This is a genomic window from Nonomuraea sp. NPDC059194 (assembly GCF_042754765.1).
Classification (GTDB): domain Bacteria; phylum Actinomycetota; class Actinomycetes; order Streptosporangiales; family Streptosporangiaceae; genus Nonomuraea.
Genome location: NZ_JBHZBH010000004.1, coordinates 63,708 through 85,097, shown reverse-complemented (window position 1 = coordinate 85,097; position 21,390 = coordinate 63,708). Strand labels below are relative to the sequence as shown.

The 21,390-nt window shown below is 71.5% G+C and carries 16 protein-coding genes; 7 read left to right on the top strand and 9 right to left on the bottom strand.

Going from position 1 to position 21,390, the window contains the following annotated elements:
• Positions 1 to 24 precede the first annotated feature (24 nt).
• Positions 25 to 918, top strand: a complete 894-nt coding sequence (locus tag ACFXJ8_RS07620) for an NADP-dependent oxidoreductase (protein WP_379643011.1) — start codon at positions 25 to 27, stop codon at positions 916 to 918.
• Positions 919 to 971: 53 nt separating this feature from the next.
• Here the strand turns inward: ACFXJ8_RS07620 and ACFXJ8_RS07615 are convergent, their stop codons facing one another.
• The 8 genes from ACFXJ8_RS07615 to ACFXJ8_RS07580 form a co-directional block, all read right to left on the bottom strand.
• Positions 972 to 3,890 carry a YbhB/YbcL family Raf kinase inhibitor-like protein gene (locus ACFXJ8_RS07615; protein ID WP_379643010.1) on the bottom strand — a complete coding sequence of 973 codons (2,919 nt, stop codon included), beginning with the start codon at positions 3,888 to 3,890 and terminating at the stop codon, positions 972 to 974.
• Positions 3,891 to 4,028: 138 nt separating this feature from the next.
• Positions 4,029 to 5,411, bottom strand: coding sequence for an amidase (locus ACFXJ8_RS07610; RefSeq protein ID WP_379643009.1), 1,383 nt, complete (start codon positions 5,409 to 5,411; stop codon positions 4,029 to 4,031).
• Between the two features lie 16 nt (positions 5,412 to 5,427).
• Entirely contained in the window at positions 5,428 to 6,180 is a 753-nt protein-coding gene (locus ACFXJ8_RS07605) for an ABC transporter ATP-binding protein (RefSeq protein ID WP_379643008.1), read from the bottom strand.
• Entirely contained in the window at positions 6,177 to 7,103 is a 927-nt protein-coding gene (locus tag ACFXJ8_RS07600; protein ID WP_379643007.1) for an ABC transporter ATP-binding protein, read from the bottom strand. Before ACFXJ8_RS07600 ends, ACFXJ8_RS07605 begins: the two co-directional genes overlap by 4 nt.
• 2 nt (positions 7,104 to 7,105) lie before the next feature.
• Entirely contained in the window at positions 7,106 to 7,957 is an 852-nt protein-coding gene (locus ACFXJ8_RS07595; RefSeq protein WP_379643006.1) for an ABC transporter permease, read from the bottom strand.
• Positions 7,957 to 8,931 (bottom strand): ABC transporter permease, encoded by a 975-nt coding sequence (locus ACFXJ8_RS07590; protein ID WP_379643005.1) that lies wholly within the window; start codon positions 8,929 to 8,931, stop codon positions 7,957 to 7,959. Before ACFXJ8_RS07590 ends, ACFXJ8_RS07595 begins: the two co-directional genes overlap by 1 nt.
• Entirely contained in the window at positions 8,901 to 10,514 is a 1,614-nt protein-coding gene (locus ACFXJ8_RS07585) for an ABC transporter substrate-binding protein (protein WP_379643004.1), read from the bottom strand. The genes ACFXJ8_RS07590 and ACFXJ8_RS07585 overlap by 31 nt, the downstream gene beginning before the upstream one ends.
• A 46-nt stretch (positions 10,515 to 10,560) precedes the next feature.
• Positions 10,561 to 12,195, bottom strand: a complete 1,635-nt coding sequence (locus tag ACFXJ8_RS07580; protein WP_379643003.1) for an amidohydrolase — start codon at positions 12,193 to 12,195, stop codon at positions 10,561 to 10,563.
• Between the two features lie 108 nt (positions 12,196 to 12,303).
• Here ACFXJ8_RS07580 and ACFXJ8_RS07575 point away from each other — a divergent pair, with 108 nt between their 5' ends.
• From ACFXJ8_RS07575 to ACFXJ8_RS07550, 6 genes are all read left to right on the top strand, one after another.
• On the top strand, positions 12,304 to 13,002 hold the full coding sequence (locus tag ACFXJ8_RS07575; RefSeq protein ID WP_379643002.1) for a TetR/AcrR family transcriptional regulator: 699 nt from the start codon (positions 12,304 to 12,306) through the stop codon (positions 13,000 to 13,002).
• 197 nt (positions 13,003 to 13,199) lie between these two features.
• Positions 13,200 to 13,622 (top strand): hypothetical protein, encoded by a 423-nt coding sequence (locus ACFXJ8_RS07570; protein WP_379643001.1) that lies wholly within the window; start codon positions 13,200 to 13,202, stop codon positions 13,620 to 13,622.
• On the top strand, positions 13,622 to 13,924 hold the full coding sequence (locus ACFXJ8_RS07565; RefSeq protein ID WP_379643000.1) for an SH3-like domain-containing protein: 303 nt from the start codon (positions 13,622 to 13,624) through the stop codon (positions 13,922 to 13,924). The genes ACFXJ8_RS07570 and ACFXJ8_RS07565 overlap by 1 nt, the downstream gene beginning before the upstream one ends.
• On the top strand, positions 13,924 to 14,616 hold the full coding sequence (gene scnC / locus ACFXJ8_RS07560) for a thiocyanate hydrolase subunit gamma (protein WP_379642999.1): 693 nt from the start codon (positions 13,924 to 13,926) through the stop codon (positions 14,614 to 14,616). Before ACFXJ8_RS07565 ends, scnC begins: the two co-directional genes overlap by 1 nt.
• On the top strand, positions 14,613 to 14,909 hold the full coding sequence (locus ACFXJ8_RS07555; RefSeq protein WP_379642998.1) for a ScnB: 297 nt from the start codon (positions 14,613 to 14,615) through the stop codon (positions 14,907 to 14,909). Before scnC ends, ACFXJ8_RS07555 begins: the two co-directional genes overlap by 4 nt.
• Before the next feature lie 224 nt (positions 14,910 to 15,133).
• Complete coding sequence (locus ACFXJ8_RS07550; protein ID WP_379642997.1) at positions 15,134 to 18,538, top strand: M28 family peptidase; 3,405 nt, start codon at positions 15,134 to 15,136, stop codon at positions 18,536 to 18,538.
• Here ACFXJ8_RS07550 and ACFXJ8_RS07545 read toward each other — a convergent pair.
• The gene (locus ACFXJ8_RS07545) at positions 18,535 to 21,315 is read right to left on the bottom strand and encodes an ATP-binding protein (protein WP_379642996.1); all 2,781 of its coding nucleotides are present in this window, start codon (positions 21,313 to 21,315) and stop codon (positions 18,535 to 18,537) included. The two genes, ACFXJ8_RS07550 and ACFXJ8_RS07545, sit on opposite strands and share 4 nt — an antisense overlap.
• Positions 21,316 to 21,390 lie beyond the last annotated feature (75 nt).

Genomic DNA, 21,390 nt, shown 5'->3' with positions numbered 1-21,390 from the left:
AGTAATCAAGGAGCTCTGTTGACCATGCGTGCTGCGATCGTGAGGACCTTCGGCGGGCCGGATGCCGTCGAGATCGCCCAGGTCCCGCTGCCCGAGCCGGGCCGGGGCCAGGTGCGGATCAGGGTGGCCGCCGCCACGCTCAACCCCGTTGACGCGGGCGTGCGCGCGGGCGTCTTCGGCGGGGACGGCACGCCGCTCGGCCTCGGCTGGGACGTGGCCGGAACCATTGACGCCGTCGGCGAGGACGTGACGGACCGGGTGGTGGGCGAGCAGGTCGTCGGCCTGGCCTACGGGCCGCGCAAGCCGCTGGGCACCCACGCCGACCACGTCGTGCTCGACGCCGCCGCCGTGGCCGCCGCCCCGCGCTCGGCCGACCCCGTGCACGCCGCGACGCTGCCGCTCAACGCCCTGGCCGCCGCCCAGGCCCTGGACCTGCTCGCGCTGGAGCCGGGGAACAGCGTGCTGGTCACCGGTGCGGCGGGCGCGCTCGGCGGCTACGCCGTCCAGCTCGCCCACCTGAGGGGGCTGAAGGTCGCCGCGCTGGCGGACGCGGCCGACGAGGAGCTGGTCCGCTCGTTCGGCGCGCACGAGTTCGTGCCCCGGACGGCGAGGCCCGCACCGGTGGACGGCGTGCTGGACGCCGCCGTGATCGGCGCTCCCGCGCTGGAGTTCGTGCGCGACGGGGGCGCGTACGCGGGCGTGATCCCCGGCCTGGAGCCCGAGGGGGTACGGAGCATCCGTACCGGAGCCATCGAGGTGAGCCCGGACGGAGCCCGGCTGGCCGAACTGGTGGAGCTGGTCGACCAGGGGCAGCTGACGCTGCGGGTGGCGCGGACCTACCCACTGGAGCAGGCGGCCCAGGCGCACGCCCGGTTGGCCGAGGGCGGCCTGCGCGGGCGACTGGTGCTGGTGCCGTAGCGGGTCTTCTGAGTGGATCGGGGGCCGGGTGGTCCGGCCCCCGATCGGTGCGGTCAGCCGGTGGAGGCGTTGGACCTGCCCGCCAGCTTGGCGGAGGCCAGGTCGTGGGCCAGGATCGCCGTCTGCACCTGGGCGACCGTCGAACTCGAGCTCAGGCCGGGCAGCGTCGCGGTGTCCACCGCGTAGAGCGTGAACTCGTAGGTGTGCGTCGAGCCGCCCGGACACGGCCCGAAGTACTGCAGCGACTTGTTGCCCGAGCTCATCGCCTTCTGCCTGGCGGGCGACTGGTTCGGCACGTTGAAGCCGAGCCCCAGCCCCTCCGGCAGCGACAGCCTGGCGGCCGGGATGTCCCAGACGGCCCAGTGCCTGCCGTTGTTGGCCGTGTCGACGAAGGTGATGGCGTAGCCGCGCGTGCCGGAGGGCCCGCCGGTCCAGGCCAGCGGCGGGGAGATGTCGTTGCCCGACACTCCGTCCTGCGCGCAGGTGTGTCTGGCGGGGATGGTGGCGTTGTCGGCGAAGGCCGTACTGGAGATCCCGAACGGCGGATCGGCGAACCTGAGGCGGACGATGTCGTTGTCGATGGTGGACGGCGTGCCGCCGTTCTTGTCGTTGTTGGTGGAGGTCAGCCACAGGCCGCCGTCTGGCGTCTCGACGACCGTGCGCAGGCGTCCCCACCGGCCGTTGAAGAAGGCGCGGGGGGTGTCGGTGCTGTTGCCGTTGATCTTCATGACCCACAGGCGGGAGCCGCGGACGGCGGCCATGTAGATCCAGTCGTTGACGATCTCGATGCCGCTCGGCGAGGCGGCGGCGACGTCCCACTGCTGGACGGGGTTGACGTAGCGGGTGTCACTGCAGCGGCCCTCGCAGGTCGGCCAGCCGTAGTTCTTGCCCGCCTGGATGATGTTCAGCTCGTCCCAGGTGCCGTCGCCGAACTCCGACTCCCACAGCCGGCCCTGGGAGTCCCATGCCAGGCCCTGCGGGTTGCGGTGGCCGAGGCTGTAGACGCGCGGCGCGTTCGGGAACGGGTTGCCTGGCGCGCCCGCCCCGGTCGGCGTCACCCTGAGGATCTTGCCGTTGAGCGAGCTGAGGTCCTGGGCCCTGCTGGAGACCTGCCCGTCGCCGGTGGTGATGTAGAGCATGCCGTCGGGGCCGAAAGCGATCCGGCCGCCGTTGTGGAACCTGTTCTTCACGATGCCGGTGACCAGCGCCTCACGCGGGCCGATGGTGTTGTTCTCGTACCTGAAGCGCACCACCCTGTTGTCGTTCGCCGCGGTGTGGAAGGCGTAGACGTAGTGGTCGGTGGCGAAGGCCGGCGACAGGGCCAGGCCCAGCAGGCCGCCCTCGCCGGTGGTGGTGACCGCCTCGGTGATCTTGCCGACGGTGGTCTTCTGGCCCGTCGCGGTGACCCGGACGATCTCGAAGCGGTCGCGCTCGGCGACCAGCGCGCTGCCGTCGGGCAGGAAGACCACGCCCCAGGGCAGGTCGAGCTTGGCGATGTCGCGGTCGTGGACGGGGTCGCCGCCGGTGGCCGTCGAGGTGGTCCTGACCTTCACCTCGCCGCTCCTGGCCGAGACGTTGCCGTTGGCGTCGAAGGCCTCGACCTGGAAGGCGTACTCAGTGTTGGGGGTCAGGCCGTCCGCGGTCGCGGTCAGGTCCGGGACCGTGGCGACCTTGGCGCCGTCGCGGTAGACGTTGTAGCCGGTGACCTGGATGTTGTCGGTGGAGGCGGCCCAGGCCAGCGTGATGCTGGTGGCGCTGACGTTGGTCGCGCGCACGCCGGACGGCACGCTCGGCGCCTGGTCGTCGTCGCTCGGCGGGGTGGTGACCGGCACGTTGTCGCTGCCCTGTGAGGCGTTGCCCGCGGCGTCGTAGGCCAGCACGCTGAGCACGTAGCCGGTGTTCGGGCTCAGACCGGCGACCGTGGCCGTGGTCTGGTTGCCGCCGACGGTTTTGAGCACGTTGCCGCCGTTGTAGATCACGTAGCTGGACACGCCGACGTTGTCGGTGGCGGCGTCCCAGGCCAGGTCCACGGCGGTGGGCCGGACGTCGCCGACCACCCGCAGGTTGCCGGGCGGGGTCGGGGCCTCGGCGTCGGGCGGCACGGTGGTGCTGATCCGGTCCAGGTTCGGCCCGCCGTTCGCGGTGCTCGCGGTGGCGCGGATCTTGTTGGCGCCCGCGATCAGCGGGGCCGTGACCGGCTTGTCCACCCAGGTGGTCCAGGCGCCGGTGGCGGGGAAGCCCACGCGGGTGGGTGTCCCTGCGTTGACCGTGATGTCCATCGGGCGGTCGGCGGCGCTGCCGTTGGCGAAGCGGAAGCGCACCTCGTAGTTGCCCGCGGTGGCCGCGTTGACGGTGAATTCGACGTAGGACCCGGCGGTGTTGTCGTAGTTGACGAAGCCGGTGCCGGTGAAGCCCGCGTGGTTGGACTCCACGGCGCCCTGCGAGATCGTCGCGTTCTCGGCCTGCAGATCGGTGCTGGAAGCGGTCACCTCGACGTCGACGAAGTCGAGGTTGGGATTGCCGGTGGCCGTGGTGGCGGTGAGACGGATCGTGTTGGCGCCCGCGGTGACGGGCGCCGTGAGCGTGGAGGTGGCCCAGGTGGCCCACGCGCCGGTGCCCTCGAAGGCCCGCCCGGCCGAGACCAGGCTGCCGTTGACCGAGACATCCGATGGCCTGTTCACGGTGGTGCCGTTGGCGTAGCGGATGCCGATCGTGGCCTGGCCGGCGACGGCGGCGTTGACGGTGAACTCGACGTAGGAGCCGGCCACGTTGTCGCCGTTGACGAAGCCGCTGCCGGAGTAGCCCGCGTGGTTGGACTCGACCGCGCCCTGGGAGATGGTGGCGTTCTCGGCCTCGTGCCTGGTCGGAGCCGCTTGGGCGGGCGTCGCCGCCGCCAGGCTCGCCACCGTGCTCGCCAGTAGTGCGGCCACGAGCGCGCCGGCTAACGAACGCGCCCGGGTGAGAGGTCCCATGGATCCTCCTCGCTGGGGGTTAGTTAGGAAGATTTCCTAACTTGCGCGAGCTGTCAAGCCACCTGACTTGAGGGCGAGACATCCCGCCGAGACCACGCCGACCCCACGCGCCGACCCCATGCGCCGACCCCACGCTGGTCAGCCGGCGGGCCGGCCGATGCCGGGAAGGGCGGCTTCCAGGCAGGAGGCGATCTGGAAGACCGTCACGTCGTCGTAGGTGCGGCCCACGAGCTGCACGCCGGTCGGGACGCCGTTGGCGGCCAGTCCCGAGGGGACGGACAGGACCGGGCAGCGGCTGGCGATGTTGAAGGGGATCGTCATCACCCCGAGCATGTAGTGGCCGGACTCGCCGTCGATCGCCAGCGGGCCCCCGTCGTGCTCGGCGGGGAACGCGGACACGGCCGTGGTCGGGCAGAGCAGCGCGTCGTAACGCTCGAGCAGCTCGCCGAGCGGCCGATAGATCTCCCCCTCCAGCTCGAGGCCCTGATAGAAGCTGAGCTCCGGACGAGTGTTCGCGAACGCGCGCGTGTAGCCCGTCAGCTGGTCGGCGTGCGCCGCGGCCAGTTCGCCGATGCCGGCGCCGAAGATCCCGCCGAAGTGGGCGTCGGCGGCGGCCATGATCTGCTTCCTGGTCCAGGGCAGTTCGACCTCCTCCACGATCGCCCCGGCCGCGCGCAGCGCCTCGGCGGCGGCCAGCGTGTTCGCCACGATGTCCGGCTCCACCACGTAGTCGCCGAGCGTCACGGACAGGGCGACGCGCAGTCCGCGCACGTCACCGGTGAACGGCGGCAGCTCCAGCTTGGGCCGGATGGAGACGACGTCCCACGGGTGGGGACCGGCGATCACGTTCTGCAGGAGGGCGACGTCGGCGACGGTGCGGGCCATGGGGCCGTCGTGGCAGTACTGGTCGAGGTTGAACGGCGGCAGCGCGGGCACCCGCCCGAAGGGCGGCTTGAACCCGACCACGCCGCAGAACGACGCCGGAATGCGGATGGAGCCACCGATGTCGGAGCCGGTGGCAAGCAGCGAGGTGCCCGCCGCCAGCGAGGCGCCTGAGCCGCCGGAGGAGCCCCCGGGCGAGCAGTCGAGGTTCCACGGGTTGCGCGTCACGCCCCACAGCCTGCTGTGGGTGAAGCCGGCGCAGCTGAACTCGGGCGTCGTGGTGCGGGCGTGGATGATGCCGCCGGCCTGCGTGATCCGGGAGACCACCGGGTGGGTCGCCTCCGCGATCACGCCCTTGAGCAGGAGTGAGCCCTCTTCGTGGGTATGGCCCTCGATCGGCTGCTCCTCCTTGACCGCCACCGGGATGCCTTCGAGCGGCCTGGCCGTGCCGTTCAGGTAGGCGGTCTCGGCCGCCCTCGCCTGCTCCATCGCCGACTCGTACAGGCGCTCGGTGAAGGCGTTGACCCGCGCTTCCACCACCTCGGCGCGATCGATCACGGCGGTCAGCAACTCCACGGGCGACAGCTCGCGCCTGGACATGAGGGCGTGGGCCTCGGTGGCCGAGAGATAACACAACATTCCCGGAAATCTCCTCTTAAAGCTCTTTAACGGCGTGCTGTGGCACGGACTCCAGCAGGAGCCGCGTGTACTCGTGCTCCGGCGCGGTCAGCACCCGCGCCGTCGGACCCGACTCGACGATCCGGCCGCGCCGCATGACGGCCACGTGGTCGGTGACGCAGCCGACCACGGCCAGGTCGTGGGTGATGAACAGGTAGGAGACGCCGGCGGCCGCGCGGATCTCGGCCAGCAGGCCCAGAATCTGCGCCTGGACGGAGACGTCCAGCGCGGCCACCGCCTCGTCCAGCACCAGCACCTTGGGCCGGACCGCCAGGGCCCTGGCGATGGCGACGCGCTGCCGCTGCCCGCCCGACAGTTCCCTGGGCAGCGCCCCCGCCTCACGCGGGCCGAGACCGACCTGGTCGAGCAGTTCGGCCACCCTCGGCGCGTGCGGCTCGCCGGGAAAGTGCAGCCGCAGGACCTCGGTCAGCGACTCTCGTACGGCGAGGCGAGGGTCGAGCGAGCCGAAGGGATCCTGGAAGACGATCTGGATCAGCCTCGCCCTGGCCTTGCGATCGAGTGTTGCCAGCGGCCTGCCGGCCACCAGCACCGTGCCCGCGTCGGCCCGCTCCAGGCCGAGCAGCAGCCTGGCCGTGGTGGTCTTGCCCGAGCCCGACTCACCGACCAGGCCGAGCGAGCCGCCCGCTGCCAGGTCGAAGGCGATGTCGTCAACCGCGGTGAACGTGCCGTAGCGCTTGCGCAGGCCGCTGACCTCGAGGTCGATGTTCACAGTTCCGCCTTCACACAGGCGACCCCGTCCACCAGGGGCGGGGCGGCAGCCGTACAGGACTCCATGACGTGCGCGCAGCGCGGGGCGAACCGGCAGCCCGGCGGCGCCGACAGCAGGTCTGGCGGGCGCCCGGGGATCGCGGGCGGCAGCGTGCCCAGGTCGGAGACGCGCGGGGTGGCGGCGAGCAGGCCGGCGGTGTAGGGGTGGCGCGGCTCGGCGAACAGCCGCCGCGTCGGCCCGGTCTCCATGATCCGTCCCGCGTACATGACGTAGACGCGGTCGCAGATCATCGAGGCCAGTTCCAGGTCGTGGGTGATGAAGAGCATCCCGGTCCGCATCCTGGCCCGCAGGTCGCGCAGCAGCCGGATGATCTCGGCCTGGGTGGTCACGTCCAGCGCGGTGGTCGGCTCGTCGGCCAGCAGCAGCCGGGGCTGTCCGGCCAGGGCCGCCGCGATCACCACGCGCTGGAGCATGCCGCCGGACAGCTCGTGAGGGTACTGGCGCACGTGCCGCTCCGGCTCCGGCAGGCCGACCAGGCCCAGCAGTTCGACGGCCCTGGCGCGGGCCGCCTTCGCGCCGATCTCCTCGCGCAGGATCTCGGCCAGGAAGTCGCCGATCCGCCGGAAGGGGCTGATCGCCGCGCGTGGATCCTGGTAGATCATCGCGGCCGAGTGGGCGCGGTGGCGGCGCAGCTCGGCAGGGGACATGGACAGCACGTCGGCGCCGTCCACCCGGATCTCGCCCGAGGTCCGCGCGTCCTTCGGCAGCAGGCCGAGCACGGCTCGCGCGGTCAGCGACTTGCCGGAGCCAGACTCGCCGACCAGGCCGACGGTCTCGTTCTCGGCCACGGTCAACGAGATCTGGTCGATCGCCGGGCGGGCGGTGCGCGGAAGCCGTACGGAGAGATCGTCGATCTCCAGCATGGTCACCTCCTGGAGACGCGGTCGGCGAGGCTCTCACCGACGATGTTGAAGGCGATCACGCTCAGCACGATGGCCAGGCCGGGGACGAGGATCGGGCCGAGCGCGCCCTGCAGGACGGCGGACTGGCCCTCGTTGATCATGGCTCCCCAGTCGGCGGCCGGCGGTTGCACGCCCAGGCCGAGGAAGGCGAGCCCGGCCAGGTCGAGCAGGGCATAGCCGAAGTTGATCGTGGACTGGGCCAGGATCACCGGGGCGATGTTCGGCAGCAGGTGACGCAGGCAGATGGTCAGGCCGCCGAAGCCCAGTGCCCGGTAGGCGGCGATGTAGGGACGGCCCATCTCCCCTCTGGCCACGCCGCGGACCAGGCGGCCGACGAACGGTGTGTAGGCGACGGCGAGTGTGATCATGGGTCCGGTCTGGCCCGGGCCGTACATCGCGACCACCAGGATCGCCAGCAGCAGGCCGGGAAAGGCGAAGACCAGCTCCATCGATCGCGACAGCGCGGTGTCCACCCAGCCGCCGCGCCAGGCGGCGGTCAGCCCGACCAGGACGCCGAGCACCGTGGAGATGGCCACGACGCCCAGTGGTCCGAGCAGGCCGGTCCTGGCTCCGTAGATCACCCGGGAGAGCAGGTCGCGGCCGGAGGCGTCGGCGCCGAGCAGGTGGTCGCCGCTCGGCCCGGCCAGCGCGGCCGACAGGTCGACCGCGTCGGGGTCCGCGGGGGCGATGAGCGGAGCGGACACGGCGGCCAGGACCAGCAGCGCGATCACTACGAGCGCGGCCCTGAGCAGGCCGCTCCCCTTGCCGCGGCGGCCGATACCGCGCAGGCCCGGTCTGACGGCGAATGTTTCCATCAGTCCCTCGCTCCCAGTCGCACGCGCGGATCGGCCAGTGGCGCGAGCAGATCCACCACGAGGTTGGCGGCCACGAACACCGCCACGGTCAGCAGGGCCAGCGCCTGCACCACGGGGAAGTCCTTGACCGTCACCGAGTACTGCAGCAGCTGGCCCAGGCCGTTGACCCCGAACGTGGTCTCCACCAGCACGGTGGAGATCAGCAGGCCGGGCACCAGGAGGCCGCCGTAGGTGAGGGTGACGGTCATGGCGCCGCGCAGCACGTGCCTGCGGACGATGGCGCGCTCGGGCACGCCGCGGCCGCGGGCGACCGTGACGTACTCCTGGCCGAGCTGGTCGATCATCGCCGTGCGCGACACCCTGGCCAGCACTCCCGCGAAGGTGAGCGCGAGGGCCACGGCGGGCAGCGCGAGGTGGTGCAGCCGGTCGGCGAGACCGGCACCCGCGCCCATGGAGGGGAACCAGCCGAGGTTCACCGAGAACACCGCGATGAGCACGAACCCCAGCACGAACGAGGGGGTGGCGACCGCGACCGAGCTGCCTACCAGCACCGCCCTGTCGACCATGCCTGACCTGGTCGCGCTCCACACGCCCAGCGCCAGGCCGAGGACCATGGTGAGCGCGAAGGCCATGCCGATCAGGGTGAGCGTGATGGGCGCGCGGGAGGCGATGAGCCCGCCGACGTCGGCGCGGAACTGCACCGAGCGGCCGAAGTCGCCGGTGAGCACGCCGCCTATCCAGTGCAGGTACTGCACGGGGAACGGGTCGTCGAGCCGGTACTGGGCACGGATGGCGGCGATCGCCTCGGGGGTGGCCGAGCGCCCGCTGAGCAGGAAGCTGGCGGGGTCGCCGGGCGCGAGCTGGAGGGCGCCGAACACCAGGAACGAGGACGCTCCCAGGATCGCGGCCATCCCGGCCAGCCGCCTCAGCAGGAAGCCGATCATCAGCCCGCCGCCCCGATGTCCGCGGCCCACGGGTAGTACAGGTAGGAGATGCTGGTGGGCGCACCGGTGATGCGCTTGCCGAGGAACATCACGTTGTCGAGGTCGGCCAGCGGGATCCAGGGCAGCAGCGTGGCCACCGTCTCCTGGAGCTTCGCCGTCAGCCGCGCCCGCTCGACCCGGTCGAACTCGACTTCGGCCGCGTCGACGAGCTTGTCGTAGGCGGGGTCGGAGAAGCCGCCGTAGTTCTCGAACTGCCCCGTCTGGAACAGCCCGTAGAGCTCCAGGGGGTCGGTGGCCGACAGGTACCAGAACGTCGGGAACAGGTCGATGCCCTTGCGCGCCTCCGGGTCGGAGAACAGCGCGGTGTAGGCGTCGGGGGCGACGGTCCGCACCTCGGCCTGCAGTCCGATCTCCTTGGCCGCCGCCTGCACGGAGTTGGAGATGACCGGGAACTCGGGCGCCGCGTTGGAGGTGGCGATCACGATCTTCTTGCCCTGCGCCCCGGCCGCTGCGACCAGCTTCTTCGCCGCTTCGAGGTCGCGCTTGCCGGTCGGAGCGGCGGGTCTGGCCTCCGTCACGTTGCGCCAGGCCTGGACGGGCCCGGGCACGAGCGTCGGTGCGCTGTACTCGCCGAGGGCAGCCTTGACCAGGCCTTCCCTGTCGATGGCCAGGGAGAGCGCCTGCCGTACCCTGGCGTCGGACAGCGGGCCGGCGTTGAGGTCGGAGACGATCAGGTTCGCGGTGGTCAGGTTGGGACCGCCGTAGACGGTGCCGGCGCCCGAGGAACGCAGCGCGGCGATGGAGGCGGCGGGAATCATGTAGCCGCCGTCGGCCTCGCCGGTCACCAGGGCGTTGGTCCTGGCGGCCGTGTCCGGTACGAAGGTGAAGGTGACCTTGCCCGCCTTGGCCTTGTCGCCCCAGTAGCCGGCGAAGCGGTCCAGCTGGATCGACTGGCCCTTGGTCCAGGTGCCGAGCTTGAACGGTCCCGTGCAGTCCAGGCCGCCGTCGGCGGTGCCGAACGCCCTGCCCTGAGCCTTGAGCGAGGCGGCGCTGACCACGGTGCCCGGCGAGGCGCCCATCTCCAGGTTGAACAGCGCGTCAGGCCGCTTGAACTTGACGGTCACCTCCATCGGGCCGGTCTTGCTGATCGACTCGACGTTGCGGAAGCTGGAGATCCAGTAGGAGCCGACCTTTTCGTCCAGGTGCCGGTTGAGGCTGGCCACCACGTCGTCGGCGGTCATCTCGGCGCCGCTGTGGAACCGCACGCCCTTGCGGATCGTGTAGACGAGCGTCTTGGGATCGCGCTGCTCGGCCTTCTCCGCCAGGCCGGGCTCCTCCTTCAGGTCGGGTGTCCAGCGCATGAGGCTTTCGCAGACGTTGGCCAGCACCATGTTCTGCGGGTAGTCGAAGGCGTGGACGTAGTCGAGGGTCGGGGGCTCGGCATAGGAGACCCAGGTGAAGGCATCGATGTCACCCTTGGGCTTGGGGGTGTCGGAGCTCAGGCCCTGGCCCGGCACGGGGGCGGCGCCCCTGCTACCGCCACCCCCGCCGCACGCGGCCGCGGCCAGGGCGAGGGAGAGTACGGCGAGCGCTGCCCGCGGTCGTCTGCTCATGAGTCACGCCTTTCGGGGGTATTTCGCGAAGGATCAGGCCCGGAGATCAGGCGCAGTAGACGAGGCAGCCCTCGACATAGGTCCTGACGACCCGGGTCGAGCCGATCGCCTCGGGCGGCCCGGCGAAGGGGTCGCGGTCCAGCACCACCAGGTCCGCGTACTTGCCCGCTTCGACCGTGCCGGTGACGTCGTCCAGGTGGTTGATCCAGGCGCTGCCCGCCGTGTAGGCGGTGAGCGCCTGGGCCAGGGTGAGCGCCTGCTCGGGCAGGAACGGCTCGCCGGGCTCGCCCTCGGGCACCGTCCTGTTGACCGCGACATGCACACCCCACAGCGGGTTGGGGCTGCTCACCGACCAGTCGCTGCCCGCGACCAGACGGGTGCCCGCGCGCAGCAGGTCGCCGAAGGGGTACTGCCGGGCCGCGCGCTCGGACCCGAGGAACGGGATGGTCAGCTCGTCCATCTGGCGTTCGTGCGCCGCCCACAGCGGCTGCAGGTTGGCGGCGGCGCCCACCTGCGCGAACCTGGCGATGTCGGCGGAGTCCACGACCTGCAGGTGCGCGAGGTGGTGGCGGTTGTCGTTGGCGCCGTTGGCGGCACGCGCCCCGGCCAGGGCGTCGAGCGCCTCCCTGACCGCACGGTCGCCGAGCGCGTGGAAGTGGATCTGGAAGCCGAGCGCGTCCAGCTCCCTGACCGCCTCGCGCAGCAGGCCGGGGTCCACGAAACTGATGCCGCTGTTGGCGGTCGCGCAGCCGCAGCCGTCGAGGTACGGCTCCAGCATCGCCGCGGTGAAGTTCTCCGCGACGCCGTCCTGCATGATCTTGACGGTGGTGGCGTTGAACCGGCCGACCTGCCCGGTGCGGCGCCGTTCCACCAGTTCGGGGATCTGCTCCAGACCGCGCTCGCGCTCCCACCAGAGGGCGCCGACGACGCGGGCCCGCAGCGTTCCCTCGGCGGCGGCCCGGAGATAGACCCCGTAGTTGTCGGGGTGGCCGGGGAAGGCGCCGATCATGGCGTCCTGCCAGCCGGTGACGCCCATCGAGAACAGGTGGGCCTGGCCGGCGAGCAGGCCGGCGTAGGCCTCCTCGGCGTCGGCCACCGGCACGTGCTCGCTCACCAGCGTCATGGCCCCCTCGTGCAGGGTGCCCTGCGGGGTGCCATCCTGCTCCCGCTCGATCCGGCCGTCCACGGGGTCGGGCGTGTCACGGTCGAGGCCCGCCAGGCGCAGGGCCAGGCTGTTGGCCCAGGCGCCGTGCCCGTCGCGGTTGGTCAGCAGCGCGGGCCGGTCGGGAACCGCCTTGTCGAGCAGCTGCCTGGTCGGCGTGCCGCCGGGGAAGGCGTCCATCGACCAGCCGCCACCGTGGATCCACGCCTTGTCGGGGTGCGCCTCGGCGTAGGCGGTGATCGCCGCGAGGTACCCCTCGACGCTGTGCTCGGCCGACAGGTCGCAACGCAGCATCTGGCCGCCGCCGAAGGCCGGATGGACGTGGGCGTCCTGGAAACCGGCCATGAGCAGCCCACCGGCGAGGTCCACCACCTCGGTGTCCTCGCCCGCCGACGCCCGCACCGTCTCCTCGTCGCCGACCAGCAGGATGCGGCCGTCGCCGACCGCGACCGCCGCCTCGATCGGGGCATCGGCCGTGCCGGTGAAGACCCGCCCGCCAACGAAGATCGTTTCCACCATGACAGCACCTTCCGCTCACGCAGTGTTGGGGAGGAGTGAACGCCAGCGCAACATAGATGTCAACACTGTTGCGCTAGGCGGAGACCGAACCGATACACTGGGGCGATCATGGCGAAGACACCTGTGAGGACCAGGCGCTCGGGCAGTCAGCTCAGCCCCGAGGCCATCATCGAGGCCAGCCTGCGCATCGCCGCCAGAGGCGGCGAGGACGCGTTCACCGTGCGCCGCCTGGGCGAGGAGCTGGGGGCCGACCCCACGGCGATCTACCGGCACTTCCGCGACAAGGACGAGTTGCTGCTGTCGGTGGCGGACCGGGTCTACGGCGAGGTCCTGGAGGGCGTTCCCGGCGGGCTGGGCTGGAAGGACCGGTTGCGGGCACTGGCCCGAGAGTCACTGCGGGTCGGACTCAAGTATCCGGCGGTGGCCTCCATCACCGCGAGCCGTACGACCAGGCGGATCAACGAGTTCAGGATCGTCGAGCTCATCCTCGGCGTGGTCACCGAGGCGGGGCTCGACGGCGCCGACGCCGCGCTGTACTACCGGGTCGTGGCCGACGCCCTCCTGTCGTACGTGGGCCAGTCGGCCGCCTATGTGCTGTTCGCCCCCGAGATCAGGGCGGGTGACGAGTCGGCGTGGGTGCGGGAGTACCGGACGGTCGACCCTGAGCGGTTTCCCGTGATCACCCGGCTCGGCACGGAGCTGGCGGAGGTCAGCTCTGAGGCGGTCTATGACGTCCGCGTGGAGGCCCTGATCGCCGCGATCGAAGCGCGGGCCGCGTCGCTTCCGGAGGACGCGGCGCGGGCCTGACAAGCGAAATCAGGCGCCTTTCCAACGGTTATTTCTCCGAGAAAGGCGCCTTTTTGTTCTGCCGAGAAACTCTTTTTCCATGGGCCTGATTTCGCGGTCAAGGATTCTTTTCGCGCCCTTGATCCACATCGGGAACTCGGCGTAAAGCGCCTGGGTACGGTCCCCTTCGACGTTTTCTCGACGGAGAGGAGAAAACAATGTCCAGAATGCGGTACGAAGCGCTCCTGGCGAAGGTCAGGAATCTGGCCCCCGAAGAGCGCGACACGCTGGACTCGCCGTACACCATCTCGAACGAGTTGTACGCCGCGCTGCGGGCGGTGCCCCACGACGTCGGCGGCCAGCCCGACACTCCTCAGGCCCACCTGGAGAAGGGCGAGGAGGAGTGGGAGATGAACGCCTATCTCACCTGCGAATGCCTGGCCTGGCGGACCGGATGGAACGCCGAGATGCGGCGCAGGGCCGAGAACGACCTCGGGGTGACGCTGTACTACGGGCTGCCCTACTACGCCCGGTGGATCACGGTGGCCGCGCGGTACCTCGTCGACGAGGGACTCATCACCACCGACGAGCTGAGCGCCAAGATCGACGAGGTGCGCGCCCGGTTGGAGGCGAAAAGCTGATGGCCCCGCCGAAATACAACATCGGTGACCGAGTCGTCGTCCGCGACGAGACGACGCTTTTCCACGCCCGCACCCAGAAATTCACCCGGGGCCATACCGGCGTCGTCGTGGAACACCGGCCCGAATGGGTGATTCCGGAGGACGAGGCGTTCGGCAGGGACGAGGACGGACGCAAAGAGCACTTCTACGTCGTCCGTTTCAAGCAGACCGAGTTGTGGCCGGACTACACCGGCTTCGACGTCGACACCCTGGAAACAGAGTTCTCGGAGCGCTGGCTGGAGCCGGCGGACAAGGGGGAGTGATGAGCGGGCACGACCATGAGCACACCGCTTTTCCCGTGGCGTCGCGGGTCAGCGAGTTCGAGGTGCTCGAACTCGCGGTGCGGGAGCTGGCGATCGAGAAGGGCCTGTTCTCAGCCGAGGACCATCGGCGCTTCGCCGAGTGGGCCGACGGCGTCGGCCCGCACGGGGGCTCGAAGCTGGTCGCCAAGGCGTGGACCGACCCCGCTTTCAAGCAGCGCCTGCTCGCTGACGGCACGGAGGCGTGCAAGGAGGTGGGAATCGACTGGCTGCAGCCCACCGGCGCCGGGACACCGAGCGACTACACCTACTTCTACGTGCTCGAGAACACGCCGCGGGTGCACAACGTGATCGTGTGCACGCTGTGCTCGTGCTACCCCAGGCCGGTCCTCGGCATGTCGCCGGACTGGTACCGGACGCCGAGCTACCGGCGCCGGATGGTCAGACGGCCCCGCGAGGTGCTGGCCGAGTTCGGCCTGCACCTGCCGTCCGATGTCGAGGTGCGCGTGCACGACTCCAACCAGAAGTCGCGCTTCATGGTGATGCCCATGCGCCCCGAGGGCACCGAGGGGTGGACCGAGGAGCAGCTCGCCGAGATCGTCACCCGCGACACCATGATCGGCGTCGCGCTGCCCGCGGTGGGCAGGACGTCGGACAGGTCCACCGAGAACCTCGCCGCAGGAGGCCGGGGATGAAGGCGTACGACGTCCTCATGGAGACCCTGCGGGAATTCGACGAGCACGAGCCCGCCGTGTGGGAGTCGAGGATGCAGGCGACCTGCGAGTGCCTGTCGGCGGGCGGCGCGCTGGACGACCTGGAGCGCCGCCAGGCCGAGGACCGGCTGGGGGAGAGCGTCTACGCCGGCTTTCCCGTACGGACCCGGTCGGCGCTGGCGGTCGCCCACTCGCTCATGGACCGGCGCGTCTTCACCGAGGATGAGCTCCGGCGCAAGATGGAAGGAGTGCGCGCCCGCCTGACCGAACAGTGACGTCGGCTACCAGGACAGACGACAGGGCGGGCGGCGGCGTGTCCCAGGTGTCTTCCCCCTAGACAGATCATGACGCGTCCTCATTTTCCGTACCTATACCGATGGTCATACGGATGTCTTTTCGGCGAGTGCGGATCTACTGTCAAGCCGCCACACCCCCCACCTCCACACCGCTCCGCCCACGCGGCGGAGCCGTACGGAGGACGCACGAAAGGAACTGGCGAGTGAGACGCAGATCCGTCCTCGCGGCCGTCGCCGGGCTGGCCACCACGACCGCCCTGGTGATCAATCCGGCCGCCGCCGCAGCAGCACCGCCTGGCGTCCGACCACCGCAGAACCTGACCGCCGCCAACGACCCGGAGAGCCTCGCCGCGAAGGCCGCCGACCAGGCAGTCTCCAGCGGGCTGGACGAGTTACGCAAGGGACCCGACGAGACCTACTGGCGCCGAGCCGTGACGGCCGGCGCCAGTGGCATGTTCTACGTCTCCTACGACCGCACCTACAAGGGCCTGCCGGTCGTCGGCGGCGACGCGGTCGTCGTCACCGACTCCGAGGGACGGGTGCGCGACACCACCGCCGCCTCGGGGCCCGCCCCGCAGAACCTCAGCGTCAAGCCGCGGGTGAGCGCCGAGCGGGCGATCAGGACGTCCAGGGCCCGGCTGTCGCGCGTCGACGACAGCGAGGCTCCGCGCCTGGTCGTGCTGGCCTGGGGCGAGCGGCCCAGGCTCGCCTGGGAGACCGTGGTCTCCGGCGAAGCCGACGGCAAGCCGAGCAAGCAGCACGTCTTCGTCGACGCCCGCACGGGCAAGGTCGCCGACTCCTACGACGAGGTGCGCGCCGGCACCGGCAACGGCAACTACTACCCGAGCGTGACCATCGACACCAGCCAGTCCAGCGGCACCTACCGCATGGTCGACACCTCCAGGCCGGGCATCCAGTGCGGCGGGCAGAACGGCCAGCCGTACACCGGACCCGACGACGCCTGGGGCAACAACTCCGGCACCAACCTGGAGACGGCCTGCGTCGACGCCCTCTACGCCGTGCAGCGCGAATGGGACATGCTGCGCGACTGGCTCGGCCGTAACGGCATCGACGGCCAGGGCCGCGGCTTCCCCGCCAGGGTCGGCCTGAACCAGGTCAACGCCTACTGGAACGGCAGCTACACCAACTTCGGCCACTCCCAGGACAACCAGCGCCAGGCCACCCCGATGGACGTGGTCGGCCACGAGTACGGCCACGCCATCTTCCAGACCACGCCCGGCGGCGCCGGATCGGGCAACGAGAACGGCGGCATCAACGAGGCCACCGGCGACATCTTCGGCGCCCTGACCGAGGCCTTCGCCAACAACGCCAGTGACCCGCCGGACTACGAGGTCGGCGAGGAGGTGAACCTCGTCGGCGACGGCCCGATCAGGTACATGCACGACCCGTCGCGCGTCGGCGACCCGAACTGCTGGTCCACCTCGATCCCCGGCACCGAGGTGCACGCGGCGGCCGGCCCGCTCAACCACTGGTTCTACCTGCTGGCCGAGGGCTCGTCGCCGGGCGGCGGCAAGCCGAACAGCCCGATCTGCTCCGGCGGCCCCTCGTCGGTCACCGGCGTCGGCATCCAGAAGGCCGGCAAGATCTTCATGGGCGCCCTGGCCCGCAAGACCTCGTCCTGGCGCTACGCCAACGTCCGCTCCGCGTCGCTGGCCGCGGTCGTGGAGCTGTACGGTGCCAACAGCGCCGAGTGCGCCACGACCAAGGCGGCGTGGAACGCGGTGAGCGTGCCGGTGCAGTCCGGCGAGCCCACCTGCACCGCCCAGGGCCAGGACTTCTCCATCGCCACCAACCCGGCCTCCGGCACCGTCCAGCCAGGGCAGTCCGTGACCACCACGGTCGGCACCCAGACCACCTCGGGCGCCGCGCAGACGGTCAACCTCACCGCCTCAGGCCTGCCCTCCGGCGCCACCGCCACCTTCAACCCCACCTCGGTGACCAGCGGGAACTCCTCCACGCTGACGATCACGACCAGCGGCTCCACGCCGAGCGGCAGCTTCACCGTCACCGTCACCGGCACGGGACAGACGGCCACCCACACCGCCACCTACGCCCTGACCGTGGGCGGCGGGCCGAACCCGACCGATCCGCCGGACGTCAGCCTGGCCAACGTGAAGGCGCACCTGACCCAGCTGCAGACGATCGCCACCAACAACGGCGGCAACCGCCGCTCCACCGGCGCGGGCTACACCGCCTCCGTCTCCTACATCGAGCAGAAGCTGACCGCCGCCGGCTACACCGTCGTGCGCCAGAACTGCGGCTCCACCTGCAGCTCCAACGCAGGACCCAACCTGATCGCCGACTGGCCCGGCGGTGACGCCAACCAGGTGATCATGGCGGGCGCCCACCTCGACAGCGTCTCGGCCGGACCGGGCATCAACGACAACGGCTCGGGCTCCGGCGCGCTCCTCGAGGTCGCGCTCACCCTGGCCGCCAAGAACCCGACGCTGGCCAAGCACGTCAGGTTCGGCTGGTGGAGCGACGAGGAGCAGGGCCTCAACGGCTCCGAGGGCTACGTCGCCTCGCTCAGCTCGGCCGAGCGCGCGAAGATCCAGGTCTACCACAACTACGACATGGTCGGCTCGCGCAACGGCGGCTACTTCATCAACAACATCAACACCACCGCGGCCACCCACCTCAAGGCGTTCTACGACGCGCTGAACCTGCAGCCGGAGGAGAACACCGAGGGCGCCAACCGCTCCGACGACGCCTCCTTCCGCAACGCGGGCATCGCGACGTCGGGCGTGGCGGCCGGCGCCAGCTCCCGCAAGACCGCGGCCCAGGCCGCCAAGTGGGGAGGTACGGCAAGCCAGGCCTACGACTCCTGCTACCACGCCTCCTGCGACACCACCACCAACATCAACGACACGATCCTGGACCGGGCGGCCGACGCCTCGGCGTACGCCATCTGGAAGCTCGCGGTGGGCAACCCCACCTCGCGTGACTTCTCCGTCGCGGTCAACCCCTCCTCGGGCACCGTCCAGGCGGGACAGGCGATCACCACCACGGTCGGCACCCAGACCACCGCGGGCACCGCGCAGACGGTCAACCTGACCGCCACCGGCCTGCCGGCGGGGGCCACGGCGGCCTTCAACCCGTCGTCGGTCACCTCCGGCGCGAACTCCACGCTGACGATCAGCACCACCGCCTCGACACCCGCGGGCAACCACCAGGTGACGATCGTCGGCACCGGAGAGACCGGCACCCGCACCACCGTGTTCACGCTGACCGTGCAGAACACCCAGCCGGGCCGCACGTTCCGCAACGACACCGACTACCAGATCGAGGACTTCGGCTACATCCAGAGCCCCATCACCTCCACCGCGAGCGGTAGCGCGGTGTCCCCGGTGAAGATCTCGATCACCAGCACGCACACCTGCACCGAGGACCTGTCGATCTGGCTGCGCGGCCCCAACGGCACGTGGTACCAGCTCAGGGCCCCGGGCGGCTCGTCCTGCACGGTCTTCGGCACCAGGAACTTCTCGGTGCCGGTGAACCAGCAGGCGGCCGGCACATGGGTGCTCGACATCGAGGACGTCTACTTCCTCGACGAGGGAGTCCTCGATTCCTGGAGCATCACCGTCTAGGCACCGGTGGTCCCGGCCGGATCCTCGGCCGGGACCACGATCTCGGTGCGCGAGCGCACACCGAGCTTGCGCAGCAGGGTGGCCACGTGGGTCTCGACCGTACGGCGCGACAGGAACAGCACCTCCGCTATCTCCTTGTTCGTCCGGCCGAGCGCGACCAGCCTGGCCACCTCCCGCTCGCGCGGTGACAGCAGGCCCGCGGCCCGGCGACGGACCGCGGGTGTGGCCACGCCGAATCCGCGCAGCTCGTGCCGGCACCTGGCCGCGTCACGGGTGGCGCCCAGCGCGGCGAAGCGCTCCGCCGCCTCCGCCAGCGCAGCGGCGGCCGCCGTACGGTCACCCATGGCGAGCCTGGCACCGGCCTCCGCCTCGCCCGCGCGCGCCGCGCCGTACGGCTGGGGCATGGCGGCGTAGCAGGCGCGAGCCCGTGCGAAGTGCTCGGCCGCCGCCTCGTGCCTGACCGCGCTGTCGGTGCCGGCCGCCTCGATCGTGCCGCGCGCGAACTCCACCGCGGCCGCCGCCGACGGCGCCTGTTTCCCCCGGATCCCCTCGGCGAAACGCGAGGTCAGCTCGGTCGCGTCGGCCACCCGCCCGGCCTGGACCAGGGCGGCGACGGCCGGCGGCACCAGCTGGTCGCCCCAGACCCACACCCCCGTGGCGCCGAGCCTGGCCACCGCCTTGCCCGCCTCCGCCGCGGCCCGCGCCGGTTCGCCGCGGGCCAGCAGCAGCTCGATGAGGCCGCCCCACGCGCCCAGCACCAGCGGCAGGTAGTGCGCGTCGGGCGCGCCGAGCCCGGCGGCCCGCAGCCGCGCGGCCGCCTCGGCCCACTCGCCCGAGGCCAGCGCCAGCCGCCCGAGCACGAAGTGCGCCTCCATCGCCGCCACCGGCGACTCCTCCATGGCCTCGATCGCCGCGGCGGCCCTGGCGGCCAGGCCGTCCCACCGGCCGGTCAGCAGCTCGACGCGCAGCGTCACCCCCTGGGCCAGGTAGGCGGGGAAGAACGCGCCGGTCTCCTCGGCGAGCGCGCGCACCTGCCTGCCGTACTCCTCGGCCTCCTCGTAGCGGCCGAGCGTGGCCGCCAGGTCGTACAGGTTGCAGAAGGTGCGGGCGACCTGCCTGCGCACGGCGGCCGACGGATGCGTGGCGGGCAGCGTCGCCACCATGGCGCCCGTCTCCGGCGCGCCGACGGACATGGCCAGCGCCGCCCTGTTGCCCCGCACGGCAGCCTCGAGCTCGGCGTCGTCGGCCGTCGCGACCAGCTCCTCCGCCCGCGCCATCCACTTCTCCCGCGTCGGCAGGGACTCCGCGCCCCACCCCGGCATGGCCAGGGCGGCCAGGCCCCTGGCGGCCAGCGGCCGGTCGCCCAGCTCCTCCACGGCCGCCAGGATCGCCGAGCGGCCCGCCACCACGTCGCCGCCCTGCCCGAACAGCATCAGGCCGAGCGACAGCCGCGCCTCGCCACGCAGGTCGCGCGCCAGCCGGTCGTCGGTGAGCAGGTGCCTGAGCAGCCTGATCACCCGCGGATACGACAGCCCGGCCAGCGACAGGCGGCCCAGAGTGAGCACCAGCGCCACCTGTTCGGAGCCGGGCAGCTCGGGGTCGGCCAGCATCTCCTCCAGCACCTCGACGGCCAGCGGCGTGTCGCCCATCGCCGCGGCCCTGGCCGCCGCCGCCGCGCCGTACCGCAGCCAGGCGGCCAGGTTGCCCGACCTGCGCGCGTGGAAGGTGAGCTGCACCAGCGGCGGAGGGTCGAGCGCCGCCAGCGCGGCGACGGCCCGCTCGTGGGCGAGCCTGCGGTCGGGGCCGGGGATGGTGTCGTAGACGGCCTCCTGGGCCAGGGCGTGGCGGAAGCCGTAACTGTCGTCCCGGTACTCGTGCAGCACGCCGAGCCGCAGCGCCTCGACCAGCCCGCCCGCGTCGCCCGCCACCGCGGCCAGCTGCGGCTCGCCGACCGGCAGCCGCAGGACGGCGGCCGCGCGCACGGTGCCGAGCGCCGCGGGCGACAGCCTGGACAGCCGCTCGGTCATCGACTCGCGCAGCAGCCGCGGCACGCCCGCGCGTTCGAGCGCCTCGGGACGGCGGTCGTCACCGAGGGAGCGGACCACCTCTTCGACGAGGAACGGAATGCCCGAGGTGCGCTCGTGCAGCCGCGCCACGAACCCGGCGGGCAGGCCGGGCCTGCCGAGCAGCGTGGCCGCCAGCGTGCCGACGTCGTGTGCGTCGAGCGGTTCCAGGGAGATCACCACGGTGGTGGCGCCGGGGGAGTGGCGGTAGGAGGCGCCGAGCGGCAGGCCTTCGGCGGGCAGGTCCTGATCGCGGTAGGTCAGGACCAGCGCCAGACCCTCGGGGGGGCGGCGGCGCAGGAAACGCAGCAGGTCCTGGGTGCCGTCGTCGGCCCAGTGCAGGTCCTCGACGATGAGGACGGTGGGCCCGGCCGCGGCCAGCAGCTCGTGGACCGCGCGGAACAGCCGGTGGCGTTCGGCGCCGGGATCGGTCAGCGGCATGGGCGCGGCGGGCAGCACGCCGGTCAGCTCGGGCAGGTGGCCGCGCAGCGCCCCGGTCACCGGGTTGAGCCGCTCCGGCCCCGGCAGCCGGTCGGCCAGGTCGCGCAGCGCCTCGAAGACGGGTCCGTAGGGGAACGGCTCGCGCAACTGGTGGCAGTGGCCGAGCAGGATGGTACGGCCCGGCCGCACGGCCCGCGCCGCGGCGTGCACCAGCGTCGTCTTGCCGATGCCCGGCTCACCCTCCACCAGGGCGACCGACGGTGGATGCGCCATGGATTCCATGAGGGCCCGAAACGCGGCGTCCCGCCCAACTAATCCGCCCACATCGCGCATGAACGACTCCGAACG

Excerpts from the sequence above, each read along its gene's own strand:
- ACFXJ8_RS07610 (WP_379643009.1), bottom strand. The coding sequence starts at position 5,411 with ATGTTGTGTTATCTCTCGGCCACCGAGGCCCACGCCCTCATGTCCAGG.
- scnC (WP_379642999.1), top strand. The coding sequence starts at position 13,924 with ATGAGCGGGCACGACCATGAGCACACCGCTTTTCCCGTGGCGTCGCGG.
- ACFXJ8_RS07615 (WP_379643010.1), bottom strand. The coding sequence starts at position 3,890 with ATGGGACCTCTCACCCGGGCGCGTTCGTTAGCCGGCGCGCTCGTGGCC.
- ACFXJ8_RS07570 (WP_379643001.1), top strand. The coding sequence starts at position 13,200 with ATGTCCAGAATGCGGTACGAAGCGCTCCTGGCGAAGGTCAGGAATCTG.
- ACFXJ8_RS07565 (WP_379643000.1), top strand. The coding sequence starts at position 13,622 with ATGGCCCCGCCGAAATACAACATCGGTGACCGAGTCGTCGTCCGCGAC.
- ACFXJ8_RS07595 (WP_379643006.1), bottom strand. The coding sequence starts at position 7,957 with ATGGAAACATTCGCCGTCAGACCGGGCCTGCGCGGTATCGGCCGCCGC.
- ACFXJ8_RS07620 (WP_379643011.1), top strand. The coding sequence starts at position 25 with ATGCGTGCTGCGATCGTGAGGACCTTCGGCGGGCCGGATGCCGTCGAG.
- ACFXJ8_RS07545 (WP_379642996.1), bottom strand. The coding sequence starts at position 21,315 with ATGGCGCATCCACCGTCGGTCGCCCTGGTGGAGGGTGAGCCGGGCATC.
- ACFXJ8_RS07585 (WP_379643004.1), bottom strand. The coding sequence starts at position 10,514 with ATGAGCAGACGACCGCGGGCAGCGCTCGCCGTACTCTCCCTCGCCCTG.
- ACFXJ8_RS07575 (WP_379643002.1), top strand. The coding sequence starts at position 12,304 with ATGGCGAAGACACCTGTGAGGACCAGGCGCTCGGGCAGTCAGCTCAGC.
- ACFXJ8_RS07600 (WP_379643007.1), bottom strand. The coding sequence starts at position 7,103 with ATGCTGGAGATCGACGATCTCTCCGTACGGCTTCCGCGCACCGCCCGC.
- ACFXJ8_RS07555 (WP_379642998.1), top strand. The coding sequence starts at position 14,613 with ATGAAGGCGTACGACGTCCTCATGGAGACCCTGCGGGAATTCGACGAG.
- ACFXJ8_RS07580 (WP_379643003.1), bottom strand. The coding sequence starts at position 12,195 with ATGGTGGAAACGATCTTCGTTGGCGGGCGGGTCTTCACCGGCACGGCC.